Raw genomic sequence first — 23,541 nt, 5'->3', positions numbered from 1 at the left:
TCACGGAGCGCCCCTCCCGCTACCAGGCCAGGTCCTCCAGGGCCTCCAGGTCCACCACGGCCGGCGGCGCCGGCTCGGCCGCGCCCGTCAGGGGGAGTTCCGCCCAGATCACCTTGCCGCGGTCCGTGTAGCGGGTGCCCCAGCGCTCCGCGTACTGGGCGACCAGGAACAGGCCGCGCCCGCCCTCGTCGGTCGTCGCCGCGTACCGCAGGTGCGGCGAGGTGCTGCTGCCGTCGGAGATCTCGCAGATCAGGGTGCGGTCGCGGAGCAGCCGGACCCGGATCGGCGGGGTCCCGTAGCGGATGGCGTTGGTGATCAGCTCGCTGAGGATGAGCTCGGCGGTGAAGGTGATGCCCTCCAGGCCCCACGCGGTGAGCTGCGCGGAGCCCGCGCGGCGGACCCGGGACACGTCCGAGGGGTCCGGGAGCACCTCCCACTCCGCGATCTGCTCGGCCGGGAGCCGCCGGGTGTCGGCGATGAGCAGCGCGATGTCATCGCTCGGCGCCGGGAACAGCAGCGCGGACAGTACGTCGGAACAGGCCTGGTCGGGGCTGCGGTCCGGCCGGGACAGGGCCTCGGTCAGCAGGTCGAGGCCGGTGTCGAAGTCCCGGTCGCGGTCCTCCAGCAGCCCGTCGGTGAACAGCACGAGCCGGCTCGCCTCGGGCAGCCGCAGTTCCACGGCCTCGAAGGGCATCCCGCCGACGCCCAGGGGCAGACCGATCGGCAGCTCGGGGTACTCGACCCGCCCGTCGGCCCCGACCAGGGCCGGGCCGGGGTGGCCGGCGCTGGCCATGGCGCAGTGGCCGGACACCGGGTCGTACACCGCGTACAGGCAGGTGGCGCCGGTGACACCCGAGGACTCGCCCTCCCCGGAATCCCCGTCGGCCGAGGACTCGTCCTGGTCGATCCGGTCGATCAGCTCGTCGAGGTGGCCCAGCAGCTCGTCGGGCGGCATGTCGAGCGTGGAGAAGTTGTGCACGGCGGTCCGCAGCCGGCCCATGGTGGCGGCGGCGTGCACCCCGTGCCCGACCACGTCGCCGACGACCAGCGCGACCCGGGCCCCGGCGAGCGGGATCACGTCGAACCAGTCCCCGCCCACCCCCGCCTTCGCGGGCAGGTACCGGAACGCGACGTCCACGGCGCTCAGATCGGGCAGCACCCGCGGCAGCAGGCTGCGCTGGAGGGTCACCGCCACCGCGTGCTCGCGCGTGAAGCGGCGGGCGTTGTCGATGGAGACCGCGGCCCGCGCGGCCAGCTCCTCGGCGAAGGACAGGTCCTCCCCGTCGAAGGGCTCGGGGGTGTCGGCCCGCCAGAAGTTCGCCATCCCGAGGACCACTCCGCGGGCCTGGAGCGGTACGGAGATCAGCGAGTGCAGTCCGTAGTCCAGGGCCAGCCGGGTGCCGTCGTGGTCCTGGGCCCGCCAGCCGGAGGCGGCGGTCAGATCGGCCGCGAGGACGCCCCGGCCGGCGTCCAGGGCCGCCGACATCGGCGCGGTCGGCACCACGAAGCGGATGACGTCGCCCACCGGCTGGAGCGGGGAATCCACGCGGATCCCGCTGATGGCGGCCCGGTGCATCTCGGTGTGCGCGCCGCCGCCGGGCTCCTCGCCGCGCAGCACCGGCTCCAGCAGCTCGACGGTGACGAAGTCCGCGAACCGCGGGACCGCGACCTCGGAGAGCTCCTCGGCGGTGCGGACCACGTCCAGGGTGCTCCCGATGCGTACGCCGGCGTCGTAGAGCAGCTGGAGCCGGTCGCGGGCGACCGCGGCCCGGCCGGAGAGTGCGGCGAGCTCGGTGGAGTCGCGCAGGGTGGTCACGGTGCCGGACGGGCGGCCCCCGTAGGGCTTGGTCGGGCGCACGTTCACGGCGAGGAGCCGGTCGCCCGCACGGTGGACCTCGTCGGTGGCGGCCCGCCCGGAGGCCAGTAGCGCGGCCGTGGTCGGATCGAGGCCGAGGTCGCGCACGTGCCGCAGCTCGGCGTCGGCGGGCAGGTCGAGGAGCCGGCGGGCCTCGTCGTTGGCGAGCTGCAGCCGGCCTTCGGTGTCGATGATCAGGACGCCCTCGCGGACGGCGTGCAGAACCGCTTCGTGGTGTTCGTTCATCCGGGTCATCTCGGCCTCGCCGAGGCCCCGGGTCTGGCGCCGCAGCCGGCGGCTGACGAGGGCGGCGCCACCGGTGCCGAGGATCAGGGCGCCGGTGGCCGCACCGAGGAGCAGGGGCAGCTGGCCCTCCACCACGTCGCCGACGTTCTCGACCTCGATCCCGGTGGAGACCAGGCCGACCACCGCGCCCGCGGAGTCCCGTACGGGGACCACGGCGCGGACCGCGTCGCTCGGCTTCCCCTGGAACGTCTCGGTGAAGGCGTGTCCGGCCGCGGCACGGGAGAGGTCGCCGGTGGCGCGCCGGCCGATGAGCTCGGGGCGGGAGTCGGTGTACCGGACCCCGTCGGTGGTCATGACGGCGATGAAATCGACGCCCGAGGCCCGGCGGGCGCCCTCGGCCAGCGGCTGGAGCACGGCGGTGGGGTCTGGGGACTCCAGGGCCGCGGGGAGGCCGGGGGCGTGCGCGAAGGCCTCGGCGGCGGCGAGGGAGCGGTTGCGGGCGTCGCGCTGGCTGTCGTACCGGGCCTGGAAGAACAGGGCCGAGGCGGCGGCCGTGATCAGCACCAGGACGAGGACGGCCTGGAGGGCGAAGACCTGGCCGGCGACGCTGCGGGCGCCGAGCGAGAGGCGGGCGAACAGCCGGGAGAACGGGCGGGCGAGGCGGCGCAGGCGACTGCCGCCGGATCCGGGGGTGGCACCGGGCGCGGGGCCGGTTCCGGGGGCATGTCCGGGCCCGGTTCCGGGTGGCGACCCGTCCTCCGGCGGGGGCCCGTCCCCGGGCGCTCCTCCGGAGCCCGTGGGTAGGCCAAAACGTCCGGTCATGAGCCATTTCTAACACTGTCGGCGTGGTTTGGGGGAGGCCCCGGGGGCCCTGGTGCGGTGGCGGCCGCACGGTACGCGCGGGGGCTCGTGCCGACGTACGCGGTGAAGTGCTGGCGGAAGGTGACCTCGCTGGCGAATCCGGCCCGCCGCGCCACCTCGGTGACCGGATGATCCGTGCGCTCCAGCAGCTTGCGTGCTTCGTCCAGACGGTGGCCCAGGAGCCATTTGTGCGGGGTGGTGCCGGTCGAGGCGGCGAAGTGCCGGGCGAAGGACCGCGGGGACATCCCGGCCCACCGGGCCAGGGTGGCCACGTCCAGCGCCTCGTGCAGCCGCCCCAGCGCCCGCTCCCGTACGAGGGCCAGCGCCTCGGCGGTCCGGTCGGCGACCGGGGTCGGGCGGTCCAGGTACTGGGCGTGCTCGCCGGTGCGGAAGGGGCCGGTCACCATCGAGCGGGCGATGGCCGCGGCCGCCTCGGAGCCGTGGGCCTCGCGGACCAGGTGCAGGCAGAGGTCGATCCCGGAGGCGACCCCGGCGGAGGTCCACAGCCCGTCGTCCCCGACGTACAGCGGAGCCTCCTCGACGCGCACGGCGGGGTAGCGCCCGGCCAGTGCCGGGGCCAGAGACCAGTGGGTCACGGCCCGGCGGCCCGCCAGCAGCCCGGCCTCGGCGAGGATGAAGGCGCCCGCGCACAGGGCGGCCACCGGGATGCCCCGGGCGTGGGTGTCCCGGAGGACGGCGAGGACCGGCTCCGGCGTCGGGTCGGCGGGCCGGTCCAGCGCGGGGACCACGACGAGGTCGGCGTCGGCGAGCCAGTCGAGCCCGCGGTCCGGGGTCAGGGTCAGCCCCCCGGGGAGCGGGATCGGGCCGGCGTCGAGAGCGCACCGGCGGAGCTCGAAGGGCGGTACCCCGCTGTGGCCGCGGTCGTGCCCCCAGACCTCGGTGATGACGGCCAGGTCGAAAGCGCGGATGCCGGGCTGAACGACGATCGCAACGCGGTGCATGGCCGTGAGTCTGCCACGGAGGCCCCGCCGAAGGGGAGGGCCGGGCCTCCGCCCGATGCCGCTGCCAGGCCCCCGACCTGGGGCGGAGCCGGCGTAAGGTGCCACCGGAGGCAGGGCTGCCAGACTGGCAGGATCCCATCGGTTCGCGGACCGGGGGGCGCTGTTCCGCGGGGCAGGAGCGGCCCAGGATGAGGGCATGACGAACGAGACCGCCCCCACGACCTCCTCCTCTTCTTCTTCCTCCTCCTCCGCGATGGAGATCGCGGACAACAGTGCCCTGCTGGTCATCGACGTCCAACAGGGCTTCGACGACTCCGACTTCTGGGGGCCGCGCAACAATCCGGCCGCCGAGGAGAACATCGCCGCGCTGATGGACGCCTGGCAGGAGACCGGCCGCCCGCTCGTTCTCGTGCAGCACGCCTCCCGCACCCCCGGCTCCGTCCTCGCGCCGGCCCGGCCCGGGTACGCCCTCAAGGACTTCGTGGCCGAGCGGGCCGCCGGGGCCGCCCTGCACGTCACCAAGTCCGTGAACTCCTCCTTCTACGGAACCCCGGACCTCGCCGACTGGCTCACCGCACAGGGAGTCGGGCAGCTCGTCATCACCGGGATCCAGACGAACATGTGCGTCGAGACCACGGCCCGGATGGCCGGGAACCTGGGCTACGAGGTCCTCGTGCCGCTCGACGCCACGCACACCTTCGACCTGGCGGCCGAACCCGGCCCGGACGCGCCCCGGCTGACGGCCGACCAGCTCGCGACCGCCACCGCGGTCAACCTCCAGGGCGGCGGCTTCGCCCGGATCGTCACCACGGACGAACTCGTGACCGCGGCCCGCTCCCCCCGGCCCTGACCGGGCCGCGGGGCCGCCCTGCGGGACGGAGTTCCCCTACCCGCCCTTCGCCCGTTCCCCGGGCTCTGCCCGGACCCGGTCCTCAAACGCCGGACGGGCTGGATTGTCCGGCTCCGCCGGGAAACGCCGACGGCCCGGATCCCCGTCAGGGGATCCGGGCCGTCGGCGTGGAGGGCGGGCGCCGTCAGAGGACGTCGGCCGCGATGCTCTCCGCCACCCGTTCCAGCAGCGGCCCCGCGTTCGGGATGCTCACCGCCGGGTCCGGCTCGAGGTCCGTGAGCGGGTAGGCCCGCTGGATGCCGGCGGCCTGGAGGGCCTCCTGCGTCAGCAGCAGGCGGCCGCAGACCGCGACGACCGGCTTGCCCGCCGCGCGAGCAGCCGCCGCGACACCGGCCGGGGCCTTGCCGTGGAGGGTCTGCTCGTCCAGCGAACCCTCACCGGTGATGACCAGCGTGGCCCGCTCCAGCGCCGGCGCGAAGCCGAGCACCTCGAGCATCAGCTCGATGCCGGGACGGAACGACGCGCCGAGCAGCAGCGCCCCGTAGCCGATGCCGCCCGCTCCGCCCGCGCCGGGCGAAACCGCCGCCTCGGCGGCCAGGGAGCCGATCGACTTCTCCAGGACCACCGCGAAGTGCGCCAGCGCCGCGTCCAGCGTCGCCACGTCCTCGGGCGACGCCCCCTTCTGCGGACCGTAGACCGCCGGAGCGCCCTTCGGACCCGTCAGAGGGTTGTCCACGTCGCTCGCCAGGACGAAGTCGATCTCCTTGATGCGGGGGTCGACGCCCGACAGGTCGGCCGAGGCCAGCCCGGCCAGGGCGCCGCCGCCCGGACCGACCGGTTCACCGTTCGCATCCAGGAACACCGCGCCCAGCGCGGCCAGCATGCCCGCGCCGCCGTCGGTGGTGGCGCTGCCGCCCACGCCGAAGACGATCGAGCGCGCTCCCGCGTCGAGTGCGGCCTTCAGCAGTTCGCCGGAGCCGTACGTGGTCGCGGTCAGCGGGGCGAAGGTGCCCGCCGGCAGCAGCTGGAGCCCGGAGGCTTCCGCCATCTCGACCACCGCGGTGCCCTCGCGCAGGGCGAAAGCGGCCGTGACCTGGTCACCGAGCGGTCCGGTGACCCGTACCTCCCGGCGTTCGAAACCGGCCGCCACAGCGGCCGCGACCGTACCGTCGCCGCCGTCCGCGACGGGGAGGGTCTCGATCTCCACGCCCGGTACGGCCTTGCGAAGGCCGGCCGTCACCCGCTCCGCGACCTGAACGGCCGTGAGCGAGCCCTTGAATTTGTCCGCGGCGATGAGCACGCGCGCGGTCTCAGTTACTGCTCCGTCCGTCACCTTGCTAATCCCTTGCTATCGAACAGTGCAGTCGCGCCACCCCTGAGCCTATCCGGAGGATCCTCCTATGCCCATGCGTGGCCTGGGCCACATCCGGCGCGGCATACCCCTAAATGTGGATATACGCCTGCATAGTGTGGCCGCATGAGCGCGGATTCACTGGAACAGCCACGTCCGGATTCCCCAGGCGGCGGGTCCTCGGACGCCCCCCGGGGCACGGACGGACCCGACGGCACCCCCGATCACGCCGTCGTCACCATCGGCGTGATCGCGGTCCTGGCCGCGGTCGCCTGGGCGGCCCTGGGCAAGAGTTCCTTCGACTCGGCGTCGAGCACCGCCCTGGCCTGGGTGCTGAACAACTTCGCGTGGCTCTTCGTGATCGCCGCCGATGTGTTCCTCGTCATGTGCGTCGTGCTCGCGATCAGCCGCTTCGGCCGGATCCGCCTCGGCAAGGACGATTCGGAGCCGGAGTTCACGAACGTCGCCTGGATCGCGATGATGTTCAGCGCCGGCATGGGGATCGGGCTCATGTTCTACGGGGTGGGCGAGCCGCTCACCCACTACCTGAATCCGCCCCCGGCCTCCGGCGCGGCTCCCGGCACCGGCGACGCCGCCCGTGCCGCGCTCGACTACTCCTTCTTCCACTGGACCCTCACCCCGTGGGCGATCTACGGCATCGCCGGCCTCGCGCTCGCCTACGCGACCTTCCGCAAGGGTCGCGGCAACCGGCTCAGCTCCGCCTTCGTCCCCCTCATGGGCGAGGAGCGGGCCAACGGATGGCCCGGCAAGGCCATCGACCTGCTCGCCGTCTTCGCGACCGTCTTCGGGACCGCCACCAGCCTCGGCCTCGGCGCCCTCCAGGTGTCCAAGGGCCTCAACATCACCACCGGGATCGAGGACTCGACCACCGTCGAGCTGATCATCATCGTCTCCCTCTCCGCCGCCTTCGTGCTCTCCGCCTTCTCCGGGCTGCACAAGGGCGTCAAATGGCTCAGCACGATCAACATCGTGCTCGCCGCGGCCCTGATGGCCTTCGTCTTCGTCCTCGGCCCGACCGTCTACATCCTCGACGTGATCCCGGCGAGCATCGGCAGCTACCTGCACGAACTGCTCCCCATGGCCACCCGCACCGGCGCCTTCACCGACAGCGCCTGGCTCGGCGCGTGGACGATCTTCTACTGGGCGTGGTGGCTCTCCTGGGCGCCCTTCGTCGGCACCTTCATCGCCCGCATCTCGCGCGGCCGCACCATCCGCGAGTTCCTCATCGGGGTGCTCCTGGTGCCCAGCGGCGCCACCGTCGTCTGGTTCTGCGTCATGGGCGGCACCGCGATCCGCCTCGATTCCACCGGCGCCGCCGACATGGCCGCCAAGGCCAAGGAGGGCACCGAGGCCACCCTCTTCGCGATGCTCGACGCGCTCCCGCTCGGCACGGTCACCTCGTGGATCGCGATGCTCCTGGTGATGACGTACTTCGTCACCAGCGCCGACTCCGCCTCCCTGGTCATGGGCTCCCTCACCAGCCGCGGCTCCCTGAACCCGCCGACCTGGCTCGTGGTCACCTGGGGCGTGCTGATGGCCGCCGTGGCCGCCGTACTGCTCGTCGCGGGCGGCCTGAAGTCCCTGCAGACGGCCACCATCCTGGTCGCGCTGCCGTTCGTGGTCGTGATGCTGATCCTGTGCTGGGCCCTGGTGAAGGAGCTGCGCGAGGACCCGGGCGCGGGCCCGGTCCGCCACCACCCCCTCCACGGGCTCCGGGACGCCGTCACGGCCATGGTCGGCGACGCCATCACCGAGCGGGGCCCGGCCCGCCACCCCCGCCTGCGCCGCGTGGCGGAGTCGAGGAACCGCGACCGGGAGGACCCGCCGCCGGGCGGCGGCACCGGGGAAGAGTGATCCCCGGCCACCCGGGGCCGCTGGGTAGGGTGGCGGCGTGACCACCACCGATGACTTCGCCACCTACATCGCGAGCCTGCCCCGGGTGCTGGCCGGAGCGGCCGCCCTCTTCCGGGACGCCGAGGGCCGGGTGCTCCTCGTCGAGCCCAACTACCGGGAGGGCTGGGCGCTGCCGGGCGGCACCATCGAGTCGGACACCGGGGAGTCCCCGCGGACGGCCGCCCGCCGGGAGAGCGCCGAGGAGATCGGCATCGACGTGCCGCTCGGCCGGCTGCTCGCCGTCGACTGGTCGCTCGGCGAAGGCCGGCCCCCGCTCGTCGCGTACCTCTACGACGGCGGCGTGCTCGACGCCGCGCAGCTGGCCTCCATCAAGCTCCAGGAAGAGGAGCTGATCTCGTGGCGTCTGGTGGAGCAGGCCGAACTGACGAACCATCTGCTCGGTTCCCTGGGCCGGCGCACCGTGGAGGCGTGCCGGGTCCTGCAGACCGGCGAGGGCACCGTGGAGCTGGAGAACGGCCGCAGGCCGCAGGCTTCGTAGCCCCGTCCGCTCGTTATTCCGTGCCTACACCGAGCAGGACAGAATTCAGCAAATGATCACGATGTACGCCTGGCCCAGCACCGCCGACGGGCCCGACGCCCTGCCCATGGTCCACTTCACCACCGACCAGCAGGAGAGCGGCGAGGTCACCCCCGACGGGGTGCCGGTCTGGATGTTCGACACCGCGATCCGCGACGGCGGTTGGGCCCAGTTCACCGACTTCGAGGCCTGGTCCGCGCCGGCCGAGGGCTGGCAGGCCTTCTACCGCCGCGAGGACGACGTCCTCGCCGTCACCGGCCCCGGCTCCTGCGAGGGCTGGTACCAGGGCGGCCTCGGCGCCGACTCCGACTGGGTCGGAGCGGCCGCCGCCCAGCAGAGCGTGGTCCTGCTGGCGGCCCCCGTCCAGCACCCGTCCCTGTACGCCTACGCGGTCGAGGCGGGCGCCGCCTTCGCGCTGCTGGTCCCCTTGGTGGTCATCTAGTGGAGAGCGCCCTGCCCGCGGACCCGACGGTGCTCCACCCGATCCCCGGCCAGCCGCGCGTGGTCCTGCTGAAGCCGCTGGTCACCTCGCCGCTGATCGAGGTGGGGGAGTACTCCTACTACGACGACCCGGACGATCCCACCGCGTTCGAGACCCGCAACGTGCTCTACCACTACGGGCCGGAGAAGCTGGTCATCGGGAAGTTCTGCGCGCTGGCCACCGGGGTCCGGTTCCTCATGAACGGGGCCAACCACCGCATGGACGGCCCGTCCACCTTCCCGTTCCCCATCATGGGCGGGTCCTGGGCCGGCCACTTCGACCTGCTCGCCGGCCTGCCCGGCCGGGGCGACACCGTCGTCGGCAACGACGTCTGGTTCGGCCACGGCGCGACGGTCATGCCCGGGGTGCGCATCGGGCACGGCGCGATCATCGCCGCCGGCGCCGTGGTCGTGGACGACGTCCCCGACTACGGGATCGTCGGCGGCAACCCGGCCACCCTCATCCGCACCCGCCACACCGACGAGGAGATCGCCCGCCTGCTGGCCGTCGCCTGGTGGGACTGGCCCGTGGAACACCTCACCCGACACATCCGCACCGTCATGTCCGGCACCGTCGCCGACCTCGAAGCGGTGGCACCGCCCGCGGGCTGAGCCGGACCGCCGGCAGGGACGTACGGCGGGAACGGAACGTTCTCGGTCAACGTCGCGGAGACGGCCCGGATCCCGGGGATCCACGGCGCGCACGAGGACGTGCACCTGCTCAAGCGGCTGACCGTGGCTCCGTAGCCCCGGCAAGATCCGAAAGGGACGGCCTAGAGCTGCTCCGTCCCGGACTCGAAGGCCAGCAGGCGGACCTTGCGGTCGATGCCGCCGCCGTAGCCGGTCATGGAGCCGGACGCGCCGATCACGCGGTGGCACGGCACGACGATGCTGACCGGGTTCTTCCCGTTGGCCAGCCCCACCGCGCGCGAGGCGTTGGGCTTGCCGAGCCTGGCGGCCAGCTCCCCGTAGGACCAGGTCTGCCCGTAGGGGATCCGTACGAGTTGCTCCCACACGCTGCGCTGGAACTCGGTGCCCTCCAGCCGGACCGGCAGGTCGAACTCGGTGAGCTCCCCGGCGAAGTACGCGGTCAGCTGCCGCACCACCTCCGGGAAGGGGGCCTCACCGGCCGCGACGCGCTCCCCGAAGGCCTCCTCGGCCGGGCGGTGGCGCTGTCCGGTCATGTAGAGGCCGCAGAGCACCCCGTCGGCGGCGACGAGGGTGAGCGGCCCGTAGGGGCTGTCCACGACGGTGTGCTGCTTGGTGGTGCCAGTGCTGCTCATGACGGGTCGTACTCCTCGGAAGTCGGAAGTCGGAAGTCGGTGGGTGGGGCGGGAACGGGGTCAGGAGGGCAGGACGTTGATCGCGTGGTCCTCGGTGGCCCACAGGTACTGCACGGCGTACGCACGCCAGGGCCGCCAGTGCGCGGCGCGCGCCGTCAGCGCCGCGGGCGTGGAGGGCAGCCCGAGCCCCTTCGCCGCCCGGCGGATCCCCAGGTCGCCCGGGATGAAGGCGTCCGGGTCGCCCAGGGCCCGCATCGCGATGATCTCGGTGGTCCACGGCCCGAAACCGGGCAGCGCGCCCAGACGGGCGCGGGCCGCCTCCCAGTCGCTGTCGATGCCGAGCGGGAGCGAGCCGTCGGCGAGGGCCGAGACGAGCGTGGTGAAGGTGGTCCGGCGGCTGCGCGGCAGGGCCAGGGACTCCGGGTCCAGCCCGGCCAGGGCCTGCGGCGTGGGGAACAGGTGGGTCAGCCCGCCCCCGGGGTCGGGATCGGTCACCGGCTCGCCGAGGGCGCGGACCAGGCGGGCCGCGTGCGTACGGGCCGCCGCGGTGGACACCTGCTGGCCGAGCACCGCCCGTACGGCGAACTCCTCCGCGTCGACGGTGCGCGGCACCCGGCGGCCGGGAGCCTTGGCCACGAGCGGGGCCAGCAGCGGGTCGGCGCTCAGCTGCTCGTCCACGGCCTCGGGGTCCGCGTCGAGGTCCAGGAGCCGGCGGCAGCGGCTGATGGCGATGGTCAGGTCGCGCAGGTCGGTGAGGGCGAGCCGGCAGCCGATGTGGTCGGGCTGCGGGGTGAGGGCGACGACGCCGGTGCCGTAGGGCAGCCGGAGCGTGCGGCGGTAGGCGCCCGCCCGCCACTCCTCGACCCCGGGGACGGCGGTCGCGGCGAGGTGGCCGAAGAGGTTGTCGGGGGTGAGCGGGGCCCGGAAGGGCAGCCGCAGGCTGATGGTGCCCGGCACCTGGCCGGGTCCGGCGCCCGGGGCGGCCCCCCGGCCGGCGGCCCTGGCCCGGAGCTCGCTCGGGGCCAGGGCGAAGACCTCGCGGACGGTGTCGTTGAAGGTCCGGATCGAGGAGAACCCGGCGGCGAAGGCGATGTCGCCCATCGGGAGCTCGGAGGTCTCGATCAGCAGCCGGGCGGTCTGCGCGCGCTGGGCCCTGGCGAGGGCGAGCGGCCCGGCGCCGAGCTCGGCACCGAGCTGGCGCTCCACCTGGCGGGCGGAGTACCCGAGCCGGGAGGCCAGACCCGGGACCCCCTCCCGGTCGACCACCCCGTCCTGGATGAGGCGCATGGCACGGGCGACGGCGTCGGCGCGGGCGTTCCACTCGGGGGAGCCGGGGGAGGTGTCGGGCCGGCAGCGCTTGCAGGCCCGGTACCCGCTCTGCTGGCAGGCGGCCGCGCTGGGCAGGAAGGTCATGTTCTCGACCTTGGGCGGTACGGCCGGGCAGCTGGGGCGGCAGTAGATGCCGGTGGTCCTGACGGCGGTGAAGAACCAGCCGTCGAACCGTGCGTCCTTGGACTGGACGGCCCGTACGCAACGCTCCGTGTCGGTGTACATGGCTCCCATCCTCCCGGGAGGCCGCCCGCCGGGCTGGCGGTTTTCCGACACCAAGCCTACGCCCGGCCACCCCGCGGCGGTCCCCGCTGCGCGGGGCGAAGCCCCCTGCCCGCCCTTCGCCCGCTCCCCGGGGCTGCGCCCCGGACCCCCTTGCGGCTCTGCCCCGGGGCTGCGCTCCGGACCCCTTGCGGCTCTGCCCCGGGGCTGCGCCCCTGCCCCCCCTGCGGCTGCGCCCCGGGGACGCGGAAGGGCCCCCGCTGCCTTGCGGCGGCGGGGGCCCTTGCGTGCGTACGGCCGGAGGTTACGGGGCCTGCGTGGCCCGCGCCTCGCGGCGGTTGTGGCGGAACGTGTTCGCGCGACGGGTCGTCGCGAACAGCGGGATGGTCGCCGCCAGAGCGATCTGCAGCGCGCAGCCGGTCTGGAGCAGCAGCCCGCCGCCCGGCGCGTCGAACGCCCACGCGGCCAGCAGGCCCATCGCCGCGACGATCCAGCTGAGCATCGCCACCGCGAGGACACCCCGCGGCTTGGGGTACTCGACCCGGCTCACCATCAGCCAGGCCACGCCGACGATCGCCAGCAGGGTCGGGATGAACGGCAGCTCCAGCAGCACGATCGAGACGACCGTCAGCGCGCCGAAGGGGCTCGGCATGCCCTGGAACATGCCGTCCTTCATCGTCACGCAGCTGAATCTCGCGAGGCGCAGGACGACGGCCAGCAGGACGACGATCGCCGCCAGCGCCGACATCTTCTGCACCGCGTCGTCGGCGACCATGCCGTAGACGAGGACGAAGTACGCCGGCGCGAGCCCGAAGCTGATCAGGTCGGACAGGTTGTCCAGCTCCGCGCCCATCGGCGAGCTGCGCAGCTTGCGGGCCACGATGCCGTCGAAGAGGTCGAAGACCGCGGCGAGCAGCATCAGTATCACGGCCGTGGCCGCGCTGCTGCGGGCCATGCCCGACTCACCGCTGCCGGTGAGGTGCGGGATGAGGATCCCGGTGGTGGTGAAGTACACCGCCATGAATCCGCACGTCGCGTTGCCGAGGGTGAGGGTGTCCGCTATCGACAGCCGCAGTGAGAGCGGCATGTCGTCCTCGGCGGACTCCTCCTCGGACGACGCTTCGGGCACCCAGCCGGCGGCCGGGGTTTCAGGTTCAGTCACGGTCAATTCGGGTCACCCCCGCGGTGGTGGCCTGTCCGACCTCGACCGCGACCTCGACGCCCTCGGGGAGGTAGATGTCGACGCGGGAGCCGAAGCGGATCAGACCGATGCGTTCGCCCTGCTCCACCTTGGTGCCGGCCGGCAGGTACGGGACGATGCGACGGGCGACGGCGCCGGCGATCTGCACCATCTCGATGTCGCCGAGTTCGGTGTCGAAGTGCCAGACGACGCGCTCGTTGTTCTCGCTCTCCTTGTTGAACGCCGGAACGAATCCACCGGGGACGTGCTCCACGGACGTCACCGTGCCCGCGAGGGGCGCACGGTTGACGTGGACGTTCAGCGGGCTCATGAAGATCGCGACGCGGGTCCGTCCGTCCTTCCACGGCATGATGCTCTGCACCACACCGTCGGCGGGGGAGATGACCCGGCCCTGCGTGATCTCGCGCTCGGGGTCGCGGAAGAACCACAGCATGCCCGCCGCGAGCGCGGTGGTGGGCACGGCCACTGCCGCCCAGCGTCCGGACTTGCGGGCCCGGACGAGGCTGACGGCGGCGGTGGCGACGGTCGGCAGAAGCCACGGCGATGCTCCGCGCGCGAGGCGTCCACCGAGGAGGCCGACGCGAGGTGCAGAGGTTTGGCTGTGGGGCATGGATGACCTTCGTAGCGGGTGATGCCGCGCCGCAAACGGGGGGACGGGACGGCGGCTTTACTGGAATGCTATCGGTTGCGCGCAACAACTGGGCAAGCCAGAAGCCGAGTCGATGGCCGTAAGCCAGTGACTGCTAGTGACTCTTTTGCGGAAAACCACTGGATGACTTACCGCAAAAGGGACATTCAGCCCTGGAGTCGGTACTCCTCGAGCAGGCGTCGCCCGATGATCATTTTCTGGATCTCGGCGGTACCTTCACCGATGAGCAGCATGGGTGCCTCTCGGTAGAGACGCTCGATCTCGTACTCCTTCGAGAAGCCGTAGCCGCCGTGGATACGGAACGCGTCCTCCACCACCTCCTTGCAGTACTCGGAGGCGAGGTACTTCGCCATCCCCGCTTCGAGGTCGTTTCGTTCCCCGGAGTCCTTTTTGCGTGCTGCATTGACCATCATCGCATGGGCGGCTTCGACCTTGGTAGCCATCTCGGCCAGCTTGAACTGGATCGCCTGGTGCTCGGCGATGGCCTTGCCGAAAGTGTGACGTTGCTGGGCATATGAGACACCCAGCTCGAATGCACGCTGTGCGACGCCGCAGCCACGGGCCGCCACGTTGACGCGGCCGACCTCGACCCCGTCCATCATTTGGTAAAACCCTCGGCCGGTCCGGCCGCCCAGCACCCGATTGGCCGGAATGCGCAGTCCGTCCATGATGAGCTCGGTGGTGTCGACCCCCTTGTAGCCCATCTTGTCGATCTTGCCGGGGATGGTCAGGCCGGGACGCACCTCGCCGAAGCCGGCCTCCTTCTCGATCAGGAAGGTCGTCATCGACTTGTGGGGCGCGGTGCCCTCCGGGTGTCCTTCGTCACTGCGGACGAGGACGGCCACGAGCGTGGACGTGCCGCCGTTCGTCAGCCACATCTTCTGGCCGTTCAGGACGTACTCGTCGCCGTCCTGCACCGCCTTGGAGGTGATGGCCGACACATCGGAGCCGAGGCCCGGCTCGGACATCGAGAACGCGCCGCGCACCTCGCCCAGCGCCATCCGCGGAAGGAAGTACTCCTTCTGCTCCTGGGTGCCGTGCTGCTTGAGCATGTACGCGACGATGAAGTGCGTGTTGATGATGCCCGAGACGGACATCCAGCCGCGCGCGATCTCCTCGACGCACAGCGCGTAGGTGAGCAGGGACTCACCCAGGCCGCCGTACTCCTCGGGGATCATCAGGCCGAAGAGGCCGAGTTCCTTGAGGCCGTCGACGATCTGCTGCGGGTACTCGTCCCGGTGCTCCAGCTCGGTCGCGACCGGGATGATCTCCTTGTCGACGAACTCCCGGACGGTCTTGAGGATGTCCCTCTGGTCGTCCGTCAGGCCGGCGGTCTGGGCAAGTCGGCTCATGGTTCTACTTCCCCTGTTCCTTCAGCGTGGGGCGGCCGGGCTGCTCGCCGCCGCGCTCCTTGATGTACGTCTCGGTCGGGACCATCACCTTGCGCCGGAAGACGCAGACGAGGGTGCCGTCCTGCTTGTAGCCCTTGGTCTCCACGTAGACGATGCCGCGGTCGTTCTTCGACTTCGACGGGGTCTTGTCGAGGACCGTGGTCTCGCCGTAGATCGTGTCGCCGTGGAAGGTCGGCGCCACGTGGCGCAGCGACTCGATCTCCAGGTTGGCGATGGCCTTGCCGGAGACGTCCGGCACCGACATGCCCAGCAGCAGCGAGTAGATGTAGTTGCCCACGACGACGTTCTTGCCGAAGTCGGTCGTGTTCTCCGCGTAGTTGCTGTCCATGTGGAGCGGGTGGTGGTTCATGGTCAGCAGGCAGAAGAGGTGGTCGTCGTACTCGGTGACCGTCTTCCCGGGCCAGTGCCGGTAGACGTCGCCGATGGTGAACTCTTCGTAGGTGCGGCCAAACTGCAAGGTGACCCCTCCGGGGTGCTGGCCCGGGCCCTGTGGGCCCGGGGCGGGGGATGGGTGCGCCCGACGGTGCGGGATCGCCTCAGGCGGTGGGGGCCTCGAACTTCGAGGTGCGCTGCATGCCCGCCGCGCGGCCCTTGCCCGAGATGACCAGTGCCATCTTGCGGCTGGCCTCGTCGATCATCTCGTCGCCGAGCATCGCCGAGCCCTTCTTGCCGCCGGCCTCGGAGGTGCACCAGTCGTACGCGTCGAGGATCAGCTCGGCGTGGTCGTAGTCCTCCTGGGAGGGGGAGAAGACCTCGTTGGCCGCGTCGACCTGGCCGGGGTGCAGCACCCACTTGCCGTCGAAGCCCAGGGCCGCCGCGCGCCCGGCGACCTCGCGGTAGCCGTCGACGTTCTTGATCTGGAGGAAGGGGCCGTCGATCGCCTGGAGGTCGTGCATGCGGGCCGCCATCAGGATCCGCATCAGGATGTAGTGGTAGGCGTCCGCGCCGTAGCCGGGCGGCTGCATGCCCACGACCAGGGACTTCATGTTGATGGAGGCCATGAAGTCGGCCGGCCCGAAGATGATGGTCTCCAGCCGCGGCGAGGCGCCGGCGATCGCGTCGACGTTCACCAGGCCCTTGGCGTTCTCGATCTGCGCCTCGATGCCGATCTTGCCGACCTCGAAGCCCATCGTCTTCTCGATCTGCGTCAGCAGCAGGTCGAGGGCCACGACCTGCTGGGCGTCCTGGACCTTCGGCAGCATGATGCAGTCGAGGTTCTGGCCGGCGCCCTCGACGACCGTGATCACGTCGCGGTACGTCCAGTGCGTGGTCCAGTCGTTGACGCGCACCACGCGGGTCTTGCCGGTCCAGTCGCCCTGGTTCAGCGCGTCCACGATCGTGTGGCGGGCGCCCTCCTTGGCGAGCGGGGCGCAGGCGTCCTCCAGGTCGAGGAAGACCTGGTCGGCCGGCAGGCCCTGGGCCTTCTCCAGGAACCGGGGGTTGGAACCCGGCACCGCGAGGCAGGAGCGGCGCGGACGCAGCCGGTTGACCGGGGAAGAGGGCGTGGTCATGCGGGGACCTCCGTGCTTGCGGTGATGTCGGTGAAAACGGTGTCGTCGGCGTCGCCGAGCGGGTGGAGCTTGTTGGCCTTGCGGATCTCGTCGACGATACGGCCGATGATCTCCGTGATGCCGAAGTCCTTCGGGGTGAAGACCGCCGCCACCCCGGCCTCCTTGAGCGCCACGGCGTCGGCATTCGGAATGATGCCGCCGAGCACGACGGGGATGTCACCCGCCCCCGCCGCGCGCAGGCGTTCCAGCACGTCCGGGACGAGCGCGCTGTGCGAGCCGGACAGGATGGACAGTCCCACGCAGTGCACGTCCTCGGCCAGGGCCGCCGAGGAGATCTCCTCGGGGGTCAGCCGGATGCCCTGGTAGACCACCTCGAAGCCGGCGTCGCGAGCCCGTACGGCGATCTGCTCGGCACCGTTGGAGTGCCCGTCCAGGCCGGGCTTGCCGACCAGCAGGCGCAGCCGGCCGGAGCCCAGCTCGTCGGCGGTACGGGAGACCTTCGCGCGGACGAGGGCCATGGGGGTCCCCTCCTCGGCGGTCACGGCCACCGGGGCCGAGGAGACCCCGGTCGGAGCCCGGAACTCGCCGAACACCTCGCGCAGGGCGCTCGCCCACTCGCCGGTGGTGACACCGGCGCGGGCGCACTCCAGGGTGGCCTCCATCAGGTTCTCGTCCCCGGCGGCGGCCTCCTTGAGCCGGTCCAGGGCCTGCATGACCGTGGGGAAGACGAACGGGTCGCCGCCGCCCTGCCGGTCCGAGGACTCCTGGCGCTCGGCCTTCCAGCGGCCGATGCGCTCGACGGTCTGCGCCTCCAGGGCCCCGTCCACCGTCATGATGGCGCCGTCCAGGTCGGAGGTGAGCGGGTTCTCCTCGGTCTGCTCGAAGCAGTTGACGCCGACGATCTTGTCCTCGCCGGCCTCGATCCGGGCCCGCCGTGCGGCGTGCGAGGAGACCAGCTCGCCCTTGAGGTACCCGGACTCGACGGCCGCCATCGCGCCGCCCATCTCCTGGATCCGGTCGATCTCGGCCAGGCACTCGGTCACCAGGGACTCGACCTTGGCCTCGATCACGTGCGAGCCGGCGAAGATGTCCTCGTACTCCAGCAGGTCGCTCTCGTGGGCCAGGACCTGCTGGATGCGCAGCGACCACTGCTGGTCCCAGGGCCGGGGCAGGCCCAGCGCCTCGTTCCAGGCGGGCAGCTGCACGGCGCGGGCGCGGGCGTCCTTGGAGAGGGTGACCGCGAGCATCTCCAGCACGATGCGCTGGACGTTGTTCTCCGGCTGCGCCTCGGTCAGGCCCAGGGAGTTGACCTGGACGCCGTAGCGGAAGCGGCGCTGCTTGTCGTTCTCGATGCCGTAGCGCTCCCGGGTGACCTTGTCCCAGATGCGGCCGAAGGCGCGCATCTTGCACATCTCCTCGATGAAGCGGACGCCCGCGTTCACGAAGAAGGAGATCCGGGCGACGACCTCGCCGAACCGCTCCGGCGGGACCTGGCCCGAATCGCGCACCGAGTCCAGGACCGCGATGGCCGTGGACATCGCGTACGAGATCTCCTGGACCGGAGTGGCCCCGGCCTCCTGCAGGTGGTAGCTGCAGATGTTGATCGGGTTCCACTTCGGGATGTGGTTGACCGTGTACGCGATCATGTCCGTCGTCAGGCGGAGCGAGGGCCCGGGCGGGAAGACGTGCGTCCCGCGCGAGAGGTACTCCTTGACGATGTCGTTCTGCGTGGTGCCCTGGAGCTGGGCGATGTCCGCGCCCTGCTCCTCGGCGGCCACCTGGTAGAGCGCCAGCAGCCACATGGCGGTGGCGTTGATCGTCATCGAGGTGTTCATCTGTTCCAGGGGGATGTCCTGGAACAGCCGCCGCATGTCGCCCAGGTGGGAGACCGGGACCCCGACCCGGCCGACCTCGCCGCGGGCGAGGATGTGGTCGGGGTCGTAGCCGGTCTGCGTCGGCAGGTCGAACGCGACCGACAGGCCGGTCTGGCCCTTGGCGAGGTTGCGGCGGTACAGCTCGTTGGACGCCTCGGCCGTGGAGTGGCCGGCGTACGTCCGCATGAGCCACGGACGGTCCTTCTGGCGCTCTGTCATCTCAGGCTGTCCCTTTGGCCTTTGAGGCTGTCTCAGACGTTGCGGAAGCGGTTGATGGCGTCGAGGTGCGTGGCGCGCAGCTCGTGGTCACGGACGCCGAGGCCCTCCTGGGGTGCCAGCGCGAGGACGCCGACCTTGCCCTGGTGGAGGTTGCGGTGGACGTCGTAGGCGGCCTGGCCGGTCTCCTCCAGGGAGTAGACCTTCGACAGGGTGGGGTGGATCTTGCCCTTGGCGATCAGGCGGTTGGCCTCCCAGGCCTCGCGGTAGTTCGCGAAGTGCGAGCCGATGATCTTCTTCAGGGACATCCACAGGTAGCGGTTGTCGTACTCGTGCATGTAGCCCGAGGTCGAGGCGCAGGTGGTGATGGTGCCGCCCTTGCGGGTCACGTAGACCGAGGCGCCGAAGGTCTCGCGGCCCGGGTGCTCGAAGACGATGTCGATGTCCTCGCCGCCGGTCAGCTCTCGGATGCGCTTGCCGAAGCGCTTCCACTCCTTCGGGTCCTGGGTGTGCTCGTCCTTCCAGAACTTGTAGCCCTCGGCGTTGCGGTCGATGACCGCCGTCGCGCCCATCGCCCGGCAGATGTCGGCCTTCTCCGGGGAGGAGACCACGCAGATCGGGTTGGCGCCGCCGGCCAGCGCGAACTGGGTGGCGTACGAGCCGAGCCCGCCGCTGGCGCCCCAGATCAGGACGTTGTCGCCCTGCTTCATGCCGGCGCCGTTGCGGGAGACCAGCTGGCGGTAGGCGGTGGAGTTGACCAGGCCGGGGGAGGCGGCCTCCTCCCAGCTGAGGTGGTCGGGCTTGGGCATCAGCTGGTTCGACTTGACCAGGGCGATCTCCGCCAGGCCGCCGAAGTTGGTCTCGAAGCCCCAGATGCGCTGCTCGGGGTCGAGCATCGTGTCGTTGTGGCCGTCGGAGGACTCCAGCTCGACCGAGAGGCAGTGCGCGACGACCTCGTCGCCCGGCTTCCAGGCGTTCACGCCGGGGCCGGTGCGCAGGACGACGCCCGCGAGGTCCGAGCCGATGACGTGGTACGGCAGGTCGTGGCGCTTGGTGAGCTCCGAGAGGCGCCCGTAGCGCTCCAGGAAGCTGAAGGTGGAGACCGGCTCGAAGATCGAGGTCCACACCGAGTTGTAGTTGACCGAGGAGGCCATGACCGCGACCAGGGCCTCGCCCGGGCCCAGTTCGGGGAGCGGGACCTCGTCGAGGTGCAGGGACTTGCGGGGGTCCTTCTCGCGGGTGGTGAGCCCGGCGAACATCTCCGCCTCGTCCTTGTGCACGGTGATCGCGCGGTACGAGTCGGGGAGCGGCAGAGCGGCGAAGTCGGCGGCCGTCGCGGCCTGCGACTGGATCGCGTCCAGGATGTCCTTCACGGTGTTGCCTCCGGCCGTGCGCTGATGAGGGTGCGCTGAGGGGAACGGGGTGCGGTGAGCTGCTGTGCGGCGAAGCACTGGGGTGTGGCGATGAGCGTGGAGCGAGGTGTTGGGGCGCCGTCGATTCGGCTGGGGTGGAGCTGCGCGGTGCCTGTGGTGGGGCGGTGCGGGAGGCCTGGTGACGCAGGCATCCGGGGCGCGTTCCCTGCCGAGTGGGCTGGATCGCGGGGACATCCGGACGAGATTCAACGTATGGCACCCCGTGTCACTCAGCAAGGCACCGGGTGCCAAAACTTTCTCTCATTTGCCGATTGACCTGCACCGATGAGCGATGATCGATCAGAGTTACCCGCGAGTAGGGGCAACTCGGACAAACGAAAGCGGCCGCCCCCGGAACGGGAGCGGCCGCTGTGACGTGTGTCGCCTACTTGTTTCTGAGTGCCTCTTCGATGGTCCGCATGACCTCGTCCAGCGGGGCGTCCGTGCGGGCCACCGCGACCAGTACCTCGCCCTGCGTGCGCACCGAGGCCGGCGGCTCGGCGGCGGGCTCCGGCGCCGGAGCCGTGCTCAGCGTGCGCCCCGCGCCGATCCCGGAACCGAAGGTCTTGCGCACGATCGAGAAGGCGTGGTCGAGCTGCGCCTCCACGTCACCCTGCCCGCCCGCCCGCAGCCAGCGCCGCAGTACGTGGTTGTGGGCCGTGACCACCGCCGAGGCGGCGACCTCCGCCAGCAGCGGGTCGTCGTTGCCGTCGTGGTGGTCGGTCTCGTCGAAATGGGCCAGCAGGTAGCGGGTGAACAGCCGCTCGTAGCGGGCTACCGAGGCGATCTCCCGCTCCCGCAGCGCCGGCACCTCGCGGGTGAGCCGGTAGCGCTCCACCGACACCGCGGGCGAGGCGGCGTACATCTTCATGACTTCCTTGATCCCCCGGCACACCGTGTCGAGCGGGTGCTCGTGCGCCGGAGCCACGTCGAGGACGGCCTCTGCGCGGGTCAGGGTGTCGTCGTGGTCCGGGAAGATCGCCTCTTCCTTGGACCGGAAGTGCCGGAAGAAGGTCCTGCGCGCGACCCCGGCCACCGAGGCGATCTCGTCGACCGTGGTGGCCTCGTACCCCTTGTTCGCGAAGAGCTCCATGGCCGCCGCCGCGAGCTCGCGGCGCATCTTGAGCCGCTGCGCGGCCGCCTTGGTGCCGGCCGGGGTCTCCGCGGCGTCGGAGACCGCGGAGGCGCGGGGTGAGGTCTTGGCGGGCTGGGACATAGAGCGAAAGTACTTCATTTGTGCGGGAGAGCGCTCCCGAGGGGGGTGGGAGGGGATGGGATGCGGGGGAGGACTCGCACTGGGCACACAGTGCTCCTCGGGAGGGTGCGTCCGCCGTGAGGGTCCGGCGGACCCGAGCAGCCCTCCCCACGCATCCGGCTCTTGCGCCTGCCGCGGGTTACCGGCGGGGGGCGTACTCACGGAATCCGCGGCCGGTCTTCCGGCCCAGGCAGCCCGCGGCGACGAGGTGCTCCAGCAGCGGGGACGGGGCCAGGCCCGGGTCGCGGAACTCCTTGTGCAGGACCTTCTCGATGGCCAGCGACACGTCCAGGCCGACCACGTCGAGGAGCTCGAAGGGCCCCATCGGGTAGCCGCCGCCCAGCTTCATGGCCGCGTCGATGTCGTCGATGCCGGCGTAGTGCTGCTCGACCATCTTGATCGCGTTGTTGAGGTACGGGAACAGCAGCGCGTTCACGATGAAGCCGGCCCGGTCCCCGCAGTCCACCGCGTGCTTGCGCACCTGGCCGCAGACCCCGCGGACCGTCGCGTGCACGTCGTCGGCGGTCAGGACGGTCCGGACCACCTCGACCAGCTTCATCGCCGGAGCCGGGTTGAAGAAGTGCATGCCGATCACGTCCTCGGGACGCGCGGTCGCACGGGCGATCGCGATCACCGGGAGCGAGGAGGTCGTGGTGGCGAGCACCGCGCCGGGCTTGCACGCCTTGTCCAGCGCCCGGAACAGCTCCTGCTTCACCTCCAGGTCCTCGGCGACGGCCTCCACGGCCAGGTCCACGTCGGCGAAGGCGTCCAGCGAGCCCGCCGCCGTGATCCGGCCCACGGTCGCGGCGGCGGCCTCGGCGGTCAGCCGGCCCCGGTCCACCGCTCGGGCCAGCGACTTGCCGATCGCGGCCTTCGCCGCGTCCGCCTTCTCCTGGCTGCGGGCCGCCAGCACCACGGGGAAGCCGGCCTGCGCGAAGACCTGCGCGATCCCGCTCGCCATCGTGCCCGAACCGGCCACGCCCACCGAGTTCACCGGACGGCTCGCCCGGACCAGCTCCCCGTCCGGCGGGGTCTGCAGGTCGCGGACGACGACCTGGCTGCCCGGGGCCTCGTACGTGTAGAACCCGCGCCCGGCCTTCTGCCCGGTCAGGCCCGCCTCGGCGAGGTGGCCGAGGATCGGGGCCGGGGCGTGCAGCCGGTCGCCCGAGGAGGCGTACATGGCCTCCAGGACGGTGCGGGCGGTGTCCACGCCGATCAGGTCGAGCAGCGCGAGCGGGCCCATCGGCAGGCCGCAGCCCAGCTTCATCGCCGCGTCGATGTCCTCGCGGGAGGCGTACTTGGCCTCGTACATGGCGGCGGCCTGGTTCAGGTAGCCGAACAGCAGGCCGTCGGCGACGAAGCCGGGGCGGTCGCCGACCGCGACGGGCTCCTTGCCGAGCTCGCGGGCCAGGGTGGTGACCGCATCGACTGCCGGCGGGGCCGTCAGCACGCTGGAGACGACCTCGACCAGCTTCATCGCCGGGACCGGGTTGAAGAAGTGCAGGCCGACCACGCGCTCCGGGCGCTGCGACTCGGCGGCCATCCGCGTCACCGACAGGGCGTTGGTGCCGGTGGCGAGGATCGCGGTGGGCCGGACGATCGCGTCGAGCTCGCGGAAGATCCGCTGCTTGAGCTCGTAGGACTCCGGAACCACCTCGATGACGAGGTCGGCGTCGGCGGCGGCGCCGAGCTCGGAGAAGGTCCGGAAGCGGGCGAGCACCGCCTCGCGCTCCTGCTCGGTGAGCTGCTCCTTGGCGACGGAGCGGGCCGTGGCCGACGCGAGGGCCGCGGTGGCCCGGCGGGCGGCGGCCTCGCTCACGTCGATGCCGATGACCTCGCGGCCGGCCCGGGCGAGGACCTCGGCGATGCCGGAGCCCATCGTGCCGAGGCCGACGACGGCGATCGTCTGCAGGGCGGGGAGGGAGGGGGACGACTGACTGGACGTGGACGGAAGGTCCATCGCGGGACTCCAGTGGAAGAGGGTGACGACTGAGGGGGCGCGCGGAGCACACGGCGCGCGCGGATGCCGTACGGGGAAGCCGTGCGGAGAAACCCGGGGGTGCCCCGGGAATCCGGGATTCCGGATATCCGGGGAAACCCGGAGGGGGCAGCCCTGAGGG

Annotated in this window: 19 protein-coding genes; 5 read left to right on the top strand and 14 right to left on the bottom strand. The window is 71.7% G+C overall.

What is annotated here, in order from left to right; translation table 11 throughout:
• Window positions 1-19 precede the first annotated feature (19 nt).
• Both ACZ60J_RS12275 and ACZ60J_RS12270 read right to left on the bottom strand, forming a co-directional pair.
• Window positions 20-2,923 (bottom strand): SpoIIE family protein phosphatase, encoded by a 2,904-nt coding sequence (locus ACZ60J_RS12275; protein ID WP_469681104.1) that lies wholly within the window; start codon window positions 2,921-2,923, stop codon window positions 20-22.
• A complete protein-coding gene (locus tag ACZ60J_RS12270; RefSeq protein ID WP_469681102.1) occupies window positions 2,920-3,924 on the bottom strand; it encodes a GlxA family transcriptional regulator in 1,005 nt (334 codons plus the stop codon). Before ACZ60J_RS12270 ends, ACZ60J_RS12275 begins: the two co-directional genes overlap by 4 nt.
• A gap of 253 nt (window positions 3,925-4,177) precedes the next feature.
• On the opposite strand from ACZ60J_RS12270, the gene ACZ60J_RS12265 reads away from it, so the two are divergent.
• Complete coding sequence (locus tag ACZ60J_RS12265; protein ID WP_469681529.1) at window positions 4,178-4,774, top strand: cysteine hydrolase family protein; 597 nt, start codon at window positions 4,178-4,180, stop codon at window positions 4,772-4,774.
• A 184-nt stretch (window positions 4,775-4,958) separates the two neighbouring features.
• Here the strand turns inward: ACZ60J_RS12265 and ACZ60J_RS12260 are convergent, their stop codons facing one another.
• Window positions 4,959-6,107, bottom strand: a complete 1,149-nt coding sequence (locus ACZ60J_RS12260) for a glycerate kinase (protein WP_469681100.1) — start codon at window positions 6,105-6,107, stop codon at window positions 4,959-4,961.
• A 144-nt stretch (window positions 6,108-6,251) separates the two neighbouring features.
• Here ACZ60J_RS12260 and ACZ60J_RS12255 point away from each other — a divergent pair, with 144 nt between their 5' ends.
• Genes ACZ60J_RS12255 through ACZ60J_RS12240 form a run of 4 tightly spaced genes read left to right on the top strand, consistent with a single transcriptional unit; the run spans window position 6,252 to window position 9,669 of the window.
• Window positions 6,252-8,000: a BCCT family transporter gene (locus tag ACZ60J_RS12255; RefSeq protein ID WP_469681098.1), complete on the top strand. Its 1,749-nt coding sequence runs from the start codon at window positions 6,252-6,254 to the stop codon at window positions 7,998-8,000.
• Between the two features lie 37 nt (window positions 8,001-8,037).
• Complete coding sequence (locus tag ACZ60J_RS12250) at window positions 8,038-8,538, top strand: NUDIX domain-containing protein (protein ID WP_469681096.1); 501 nt, start codon at window positions 8,038-8,040, stop codon at window positions 8,536-8,538.
• Between the two features lie 52 nt (window positions 8,539-8,590).
• Window positions 8,591-9,019: a hypothetical protein gene (locus ACZ60J_RS12245; protein ID WP_250740421.1), complete on the top strand. Its 429-nt coding sequence runs from the start codon at window positions 8,591-8,593 to the stop codon at window positions 9,017-9,019.
• Window positions 9,019-9,669: a CatB-related O-acetyltransferase gene (locus ACZ60J_RS12240; protein WP_469681094.1), complete on the top strand. Its 651-nt coding sequence runs from the start codon at window positions 9,019-9,021 to the stop codon at window positions 9,667-9,669. Before ACZ60J_RS12245 ends, ACZ60J_RS12240 begins: the two co-directional genes overlap by 1 nt.
• A gap of 161 nt (window positions 9,670-9,830) precedes the next feature.
• Here the strand turns inward: ACZ60J_RS12240 and ACZ60J_RS12235 are convergent, their stop codons facing one another.
• From ACZ60J_RS12235 to ACZ60J_RS12185, 11 genes are all read right to left on the bottom strand, one after another.
• Window positions 9,831-10,340, bottom strand: a complete 510-nt coding sequence (locus ACZ60J_RS12235) for a methylated-DNA--[protein]-cysteine S-methyltransferase (RefSeq protein WP_469681092.1) — start codon at window positions 10,338-10,340, stop codon at window positions 9,831-9,833.
• Between the two features lie 60 nt (window positions 10,341-10,400).
• Window positions 10,401-11,894 carry an AlkA N-terminal domain-containing protein gene (locus tag ACZ60J_RS12230; protein WP_469681090.1) on the bottom strand — a complete coding sequence of 498 codons (1,494 nt, stop codon included), beginning with the start codon at window positions 11,892-11,894 and terminating at the stop codon, window positions 10,401-10,403.
• A gap of 301 nt (window positions 11,895-12,195) precedes the next feature.
• Window positions 12,196-12,978 (bottom strand): CDP-diacylglycerol--serine O-phosphatidyltransferase, encoded by a 783-nt coding sequence (pssA, locus tag ACZ60J_RS12225; RefSeq protein ID WP_267756791.1) that lies wholly within the window; start codon window positions 12,976-12,978, stop codon window positions 12,196-12,198.
• 67 nt (window positions 12,979-13,045) lie between these two features.
• The gene (locus tag ACZ60J_RS12220) at window positions 13,046-13,702 is read right to left on the bottom strand and encodes a phosphatidylserine decarboxylase (RefSeq protein ID WP_266885018.1); all 657 of its coding nucleotides are present in this window, start codon (window positions 13,700-13,702) and stop codon (window positions 13,046-13,048) included.
• Between the two features lie 185 nt (window positions 13,703-13,887).
• On the bottom strand, window positions 13,888-15,093 hold the full coding sequence (locus tag ACZ60J_RS12215) for an acyl-CoA dehydrogenase family protein (protein ID WP_469681088.1): 1,206 nt from the start codon (window positions 15,091-15,093) through the stop codon (window positions 13,888-13,890).
• Window positions 15,094-15,097: 4 nt separating this feature from the next.
• Entirely contained in the window at window positions 15,098-15,610 is a 513-nt protein-coding gene (locus ACZ60J_RS12210) for a MaoC family dehydratase (RefSeq protein ID WP_365925060.1), read from the bottom strand.
• A 79-nt stretch (window positions 15,611-15,689) separates the two neighbouring features.
• Window positions 15,690-16,664, bottom strand: coding sequence for an HpcH/HpaI aldolase/citrate lyase family protein (locus tag ACZ60J_RS12205; RefSeq protein ID WP_469681086.1), 975 nt, complete (start codon window positions 16,662-16,664; stop codon window positions 15,690-15,692).
• The gene (locus tag ACZ60J_RS12200; protein WP_469681084.1) at window positions 16,661-18,757 is read right to left on the bottom strand and encodes a protein meaA; all 2,097 of its coding nucleotides are present in this window, start codon (window positions 18,755-18,757) and stop codon (window positions 16,661-16,663) included. The genes ACZ60J_RS12205 and ACZ60J_RS12200 overlap by 4 nt, the downstream gene beginning before the upstream one ends.
• 32 nt (window positions 18,758-18,789) lie before the next feature.
• Window positions 18,790-20,127, bottom strand: a complete 1,338-nt coding sequence (gene ccrA, locus ACZ60J_RS12195) for a crotonyl-CoA carboxylase/reductase (RefSeq protein WP_469681082.1) — start codon at window positions 20,125-20,127, stop codon at window positions 18,790-18,792.
• A 424-nt stretch (window positions 20,128-20,551) separates the two neighbouring features.
• The gene (locus ACZ60J_RS12190) at window positions 20,552-21,382 is read right to left on the bottom strand and encodes a TetR family transcriptional regulator (protein WP_469681080.1); all 831 of its coding nucleotides are present in this window, start codon (window positions 21,380-21,382) and stop codon (window positions 20,552-20,554) included.
• 178 nt (window positions 21,383-21,560) lie between these two features.
• Entirely contained in the window at window positions 21,561-23,381 is a 1,821-nt protein-coding gene (locus ACZ60J_RS12185; protein WP_469681078.1) for a 3-hydroxyacyl-CoA dehydrogenase family protein, read from the bottom strand.
• Between the last annotated feature and the right edge of the window lie 160 nt (window positions 23,382-23,541).

It is taken from the genome of Streptomyces sp. NPDC104226, from assembly GCF_055584085.1.
The sequence above is the reverse complement of the archived record's forward strand: the minus strand, read 5'-3'. Positions and strand labels throughout refer to the sequence as shown.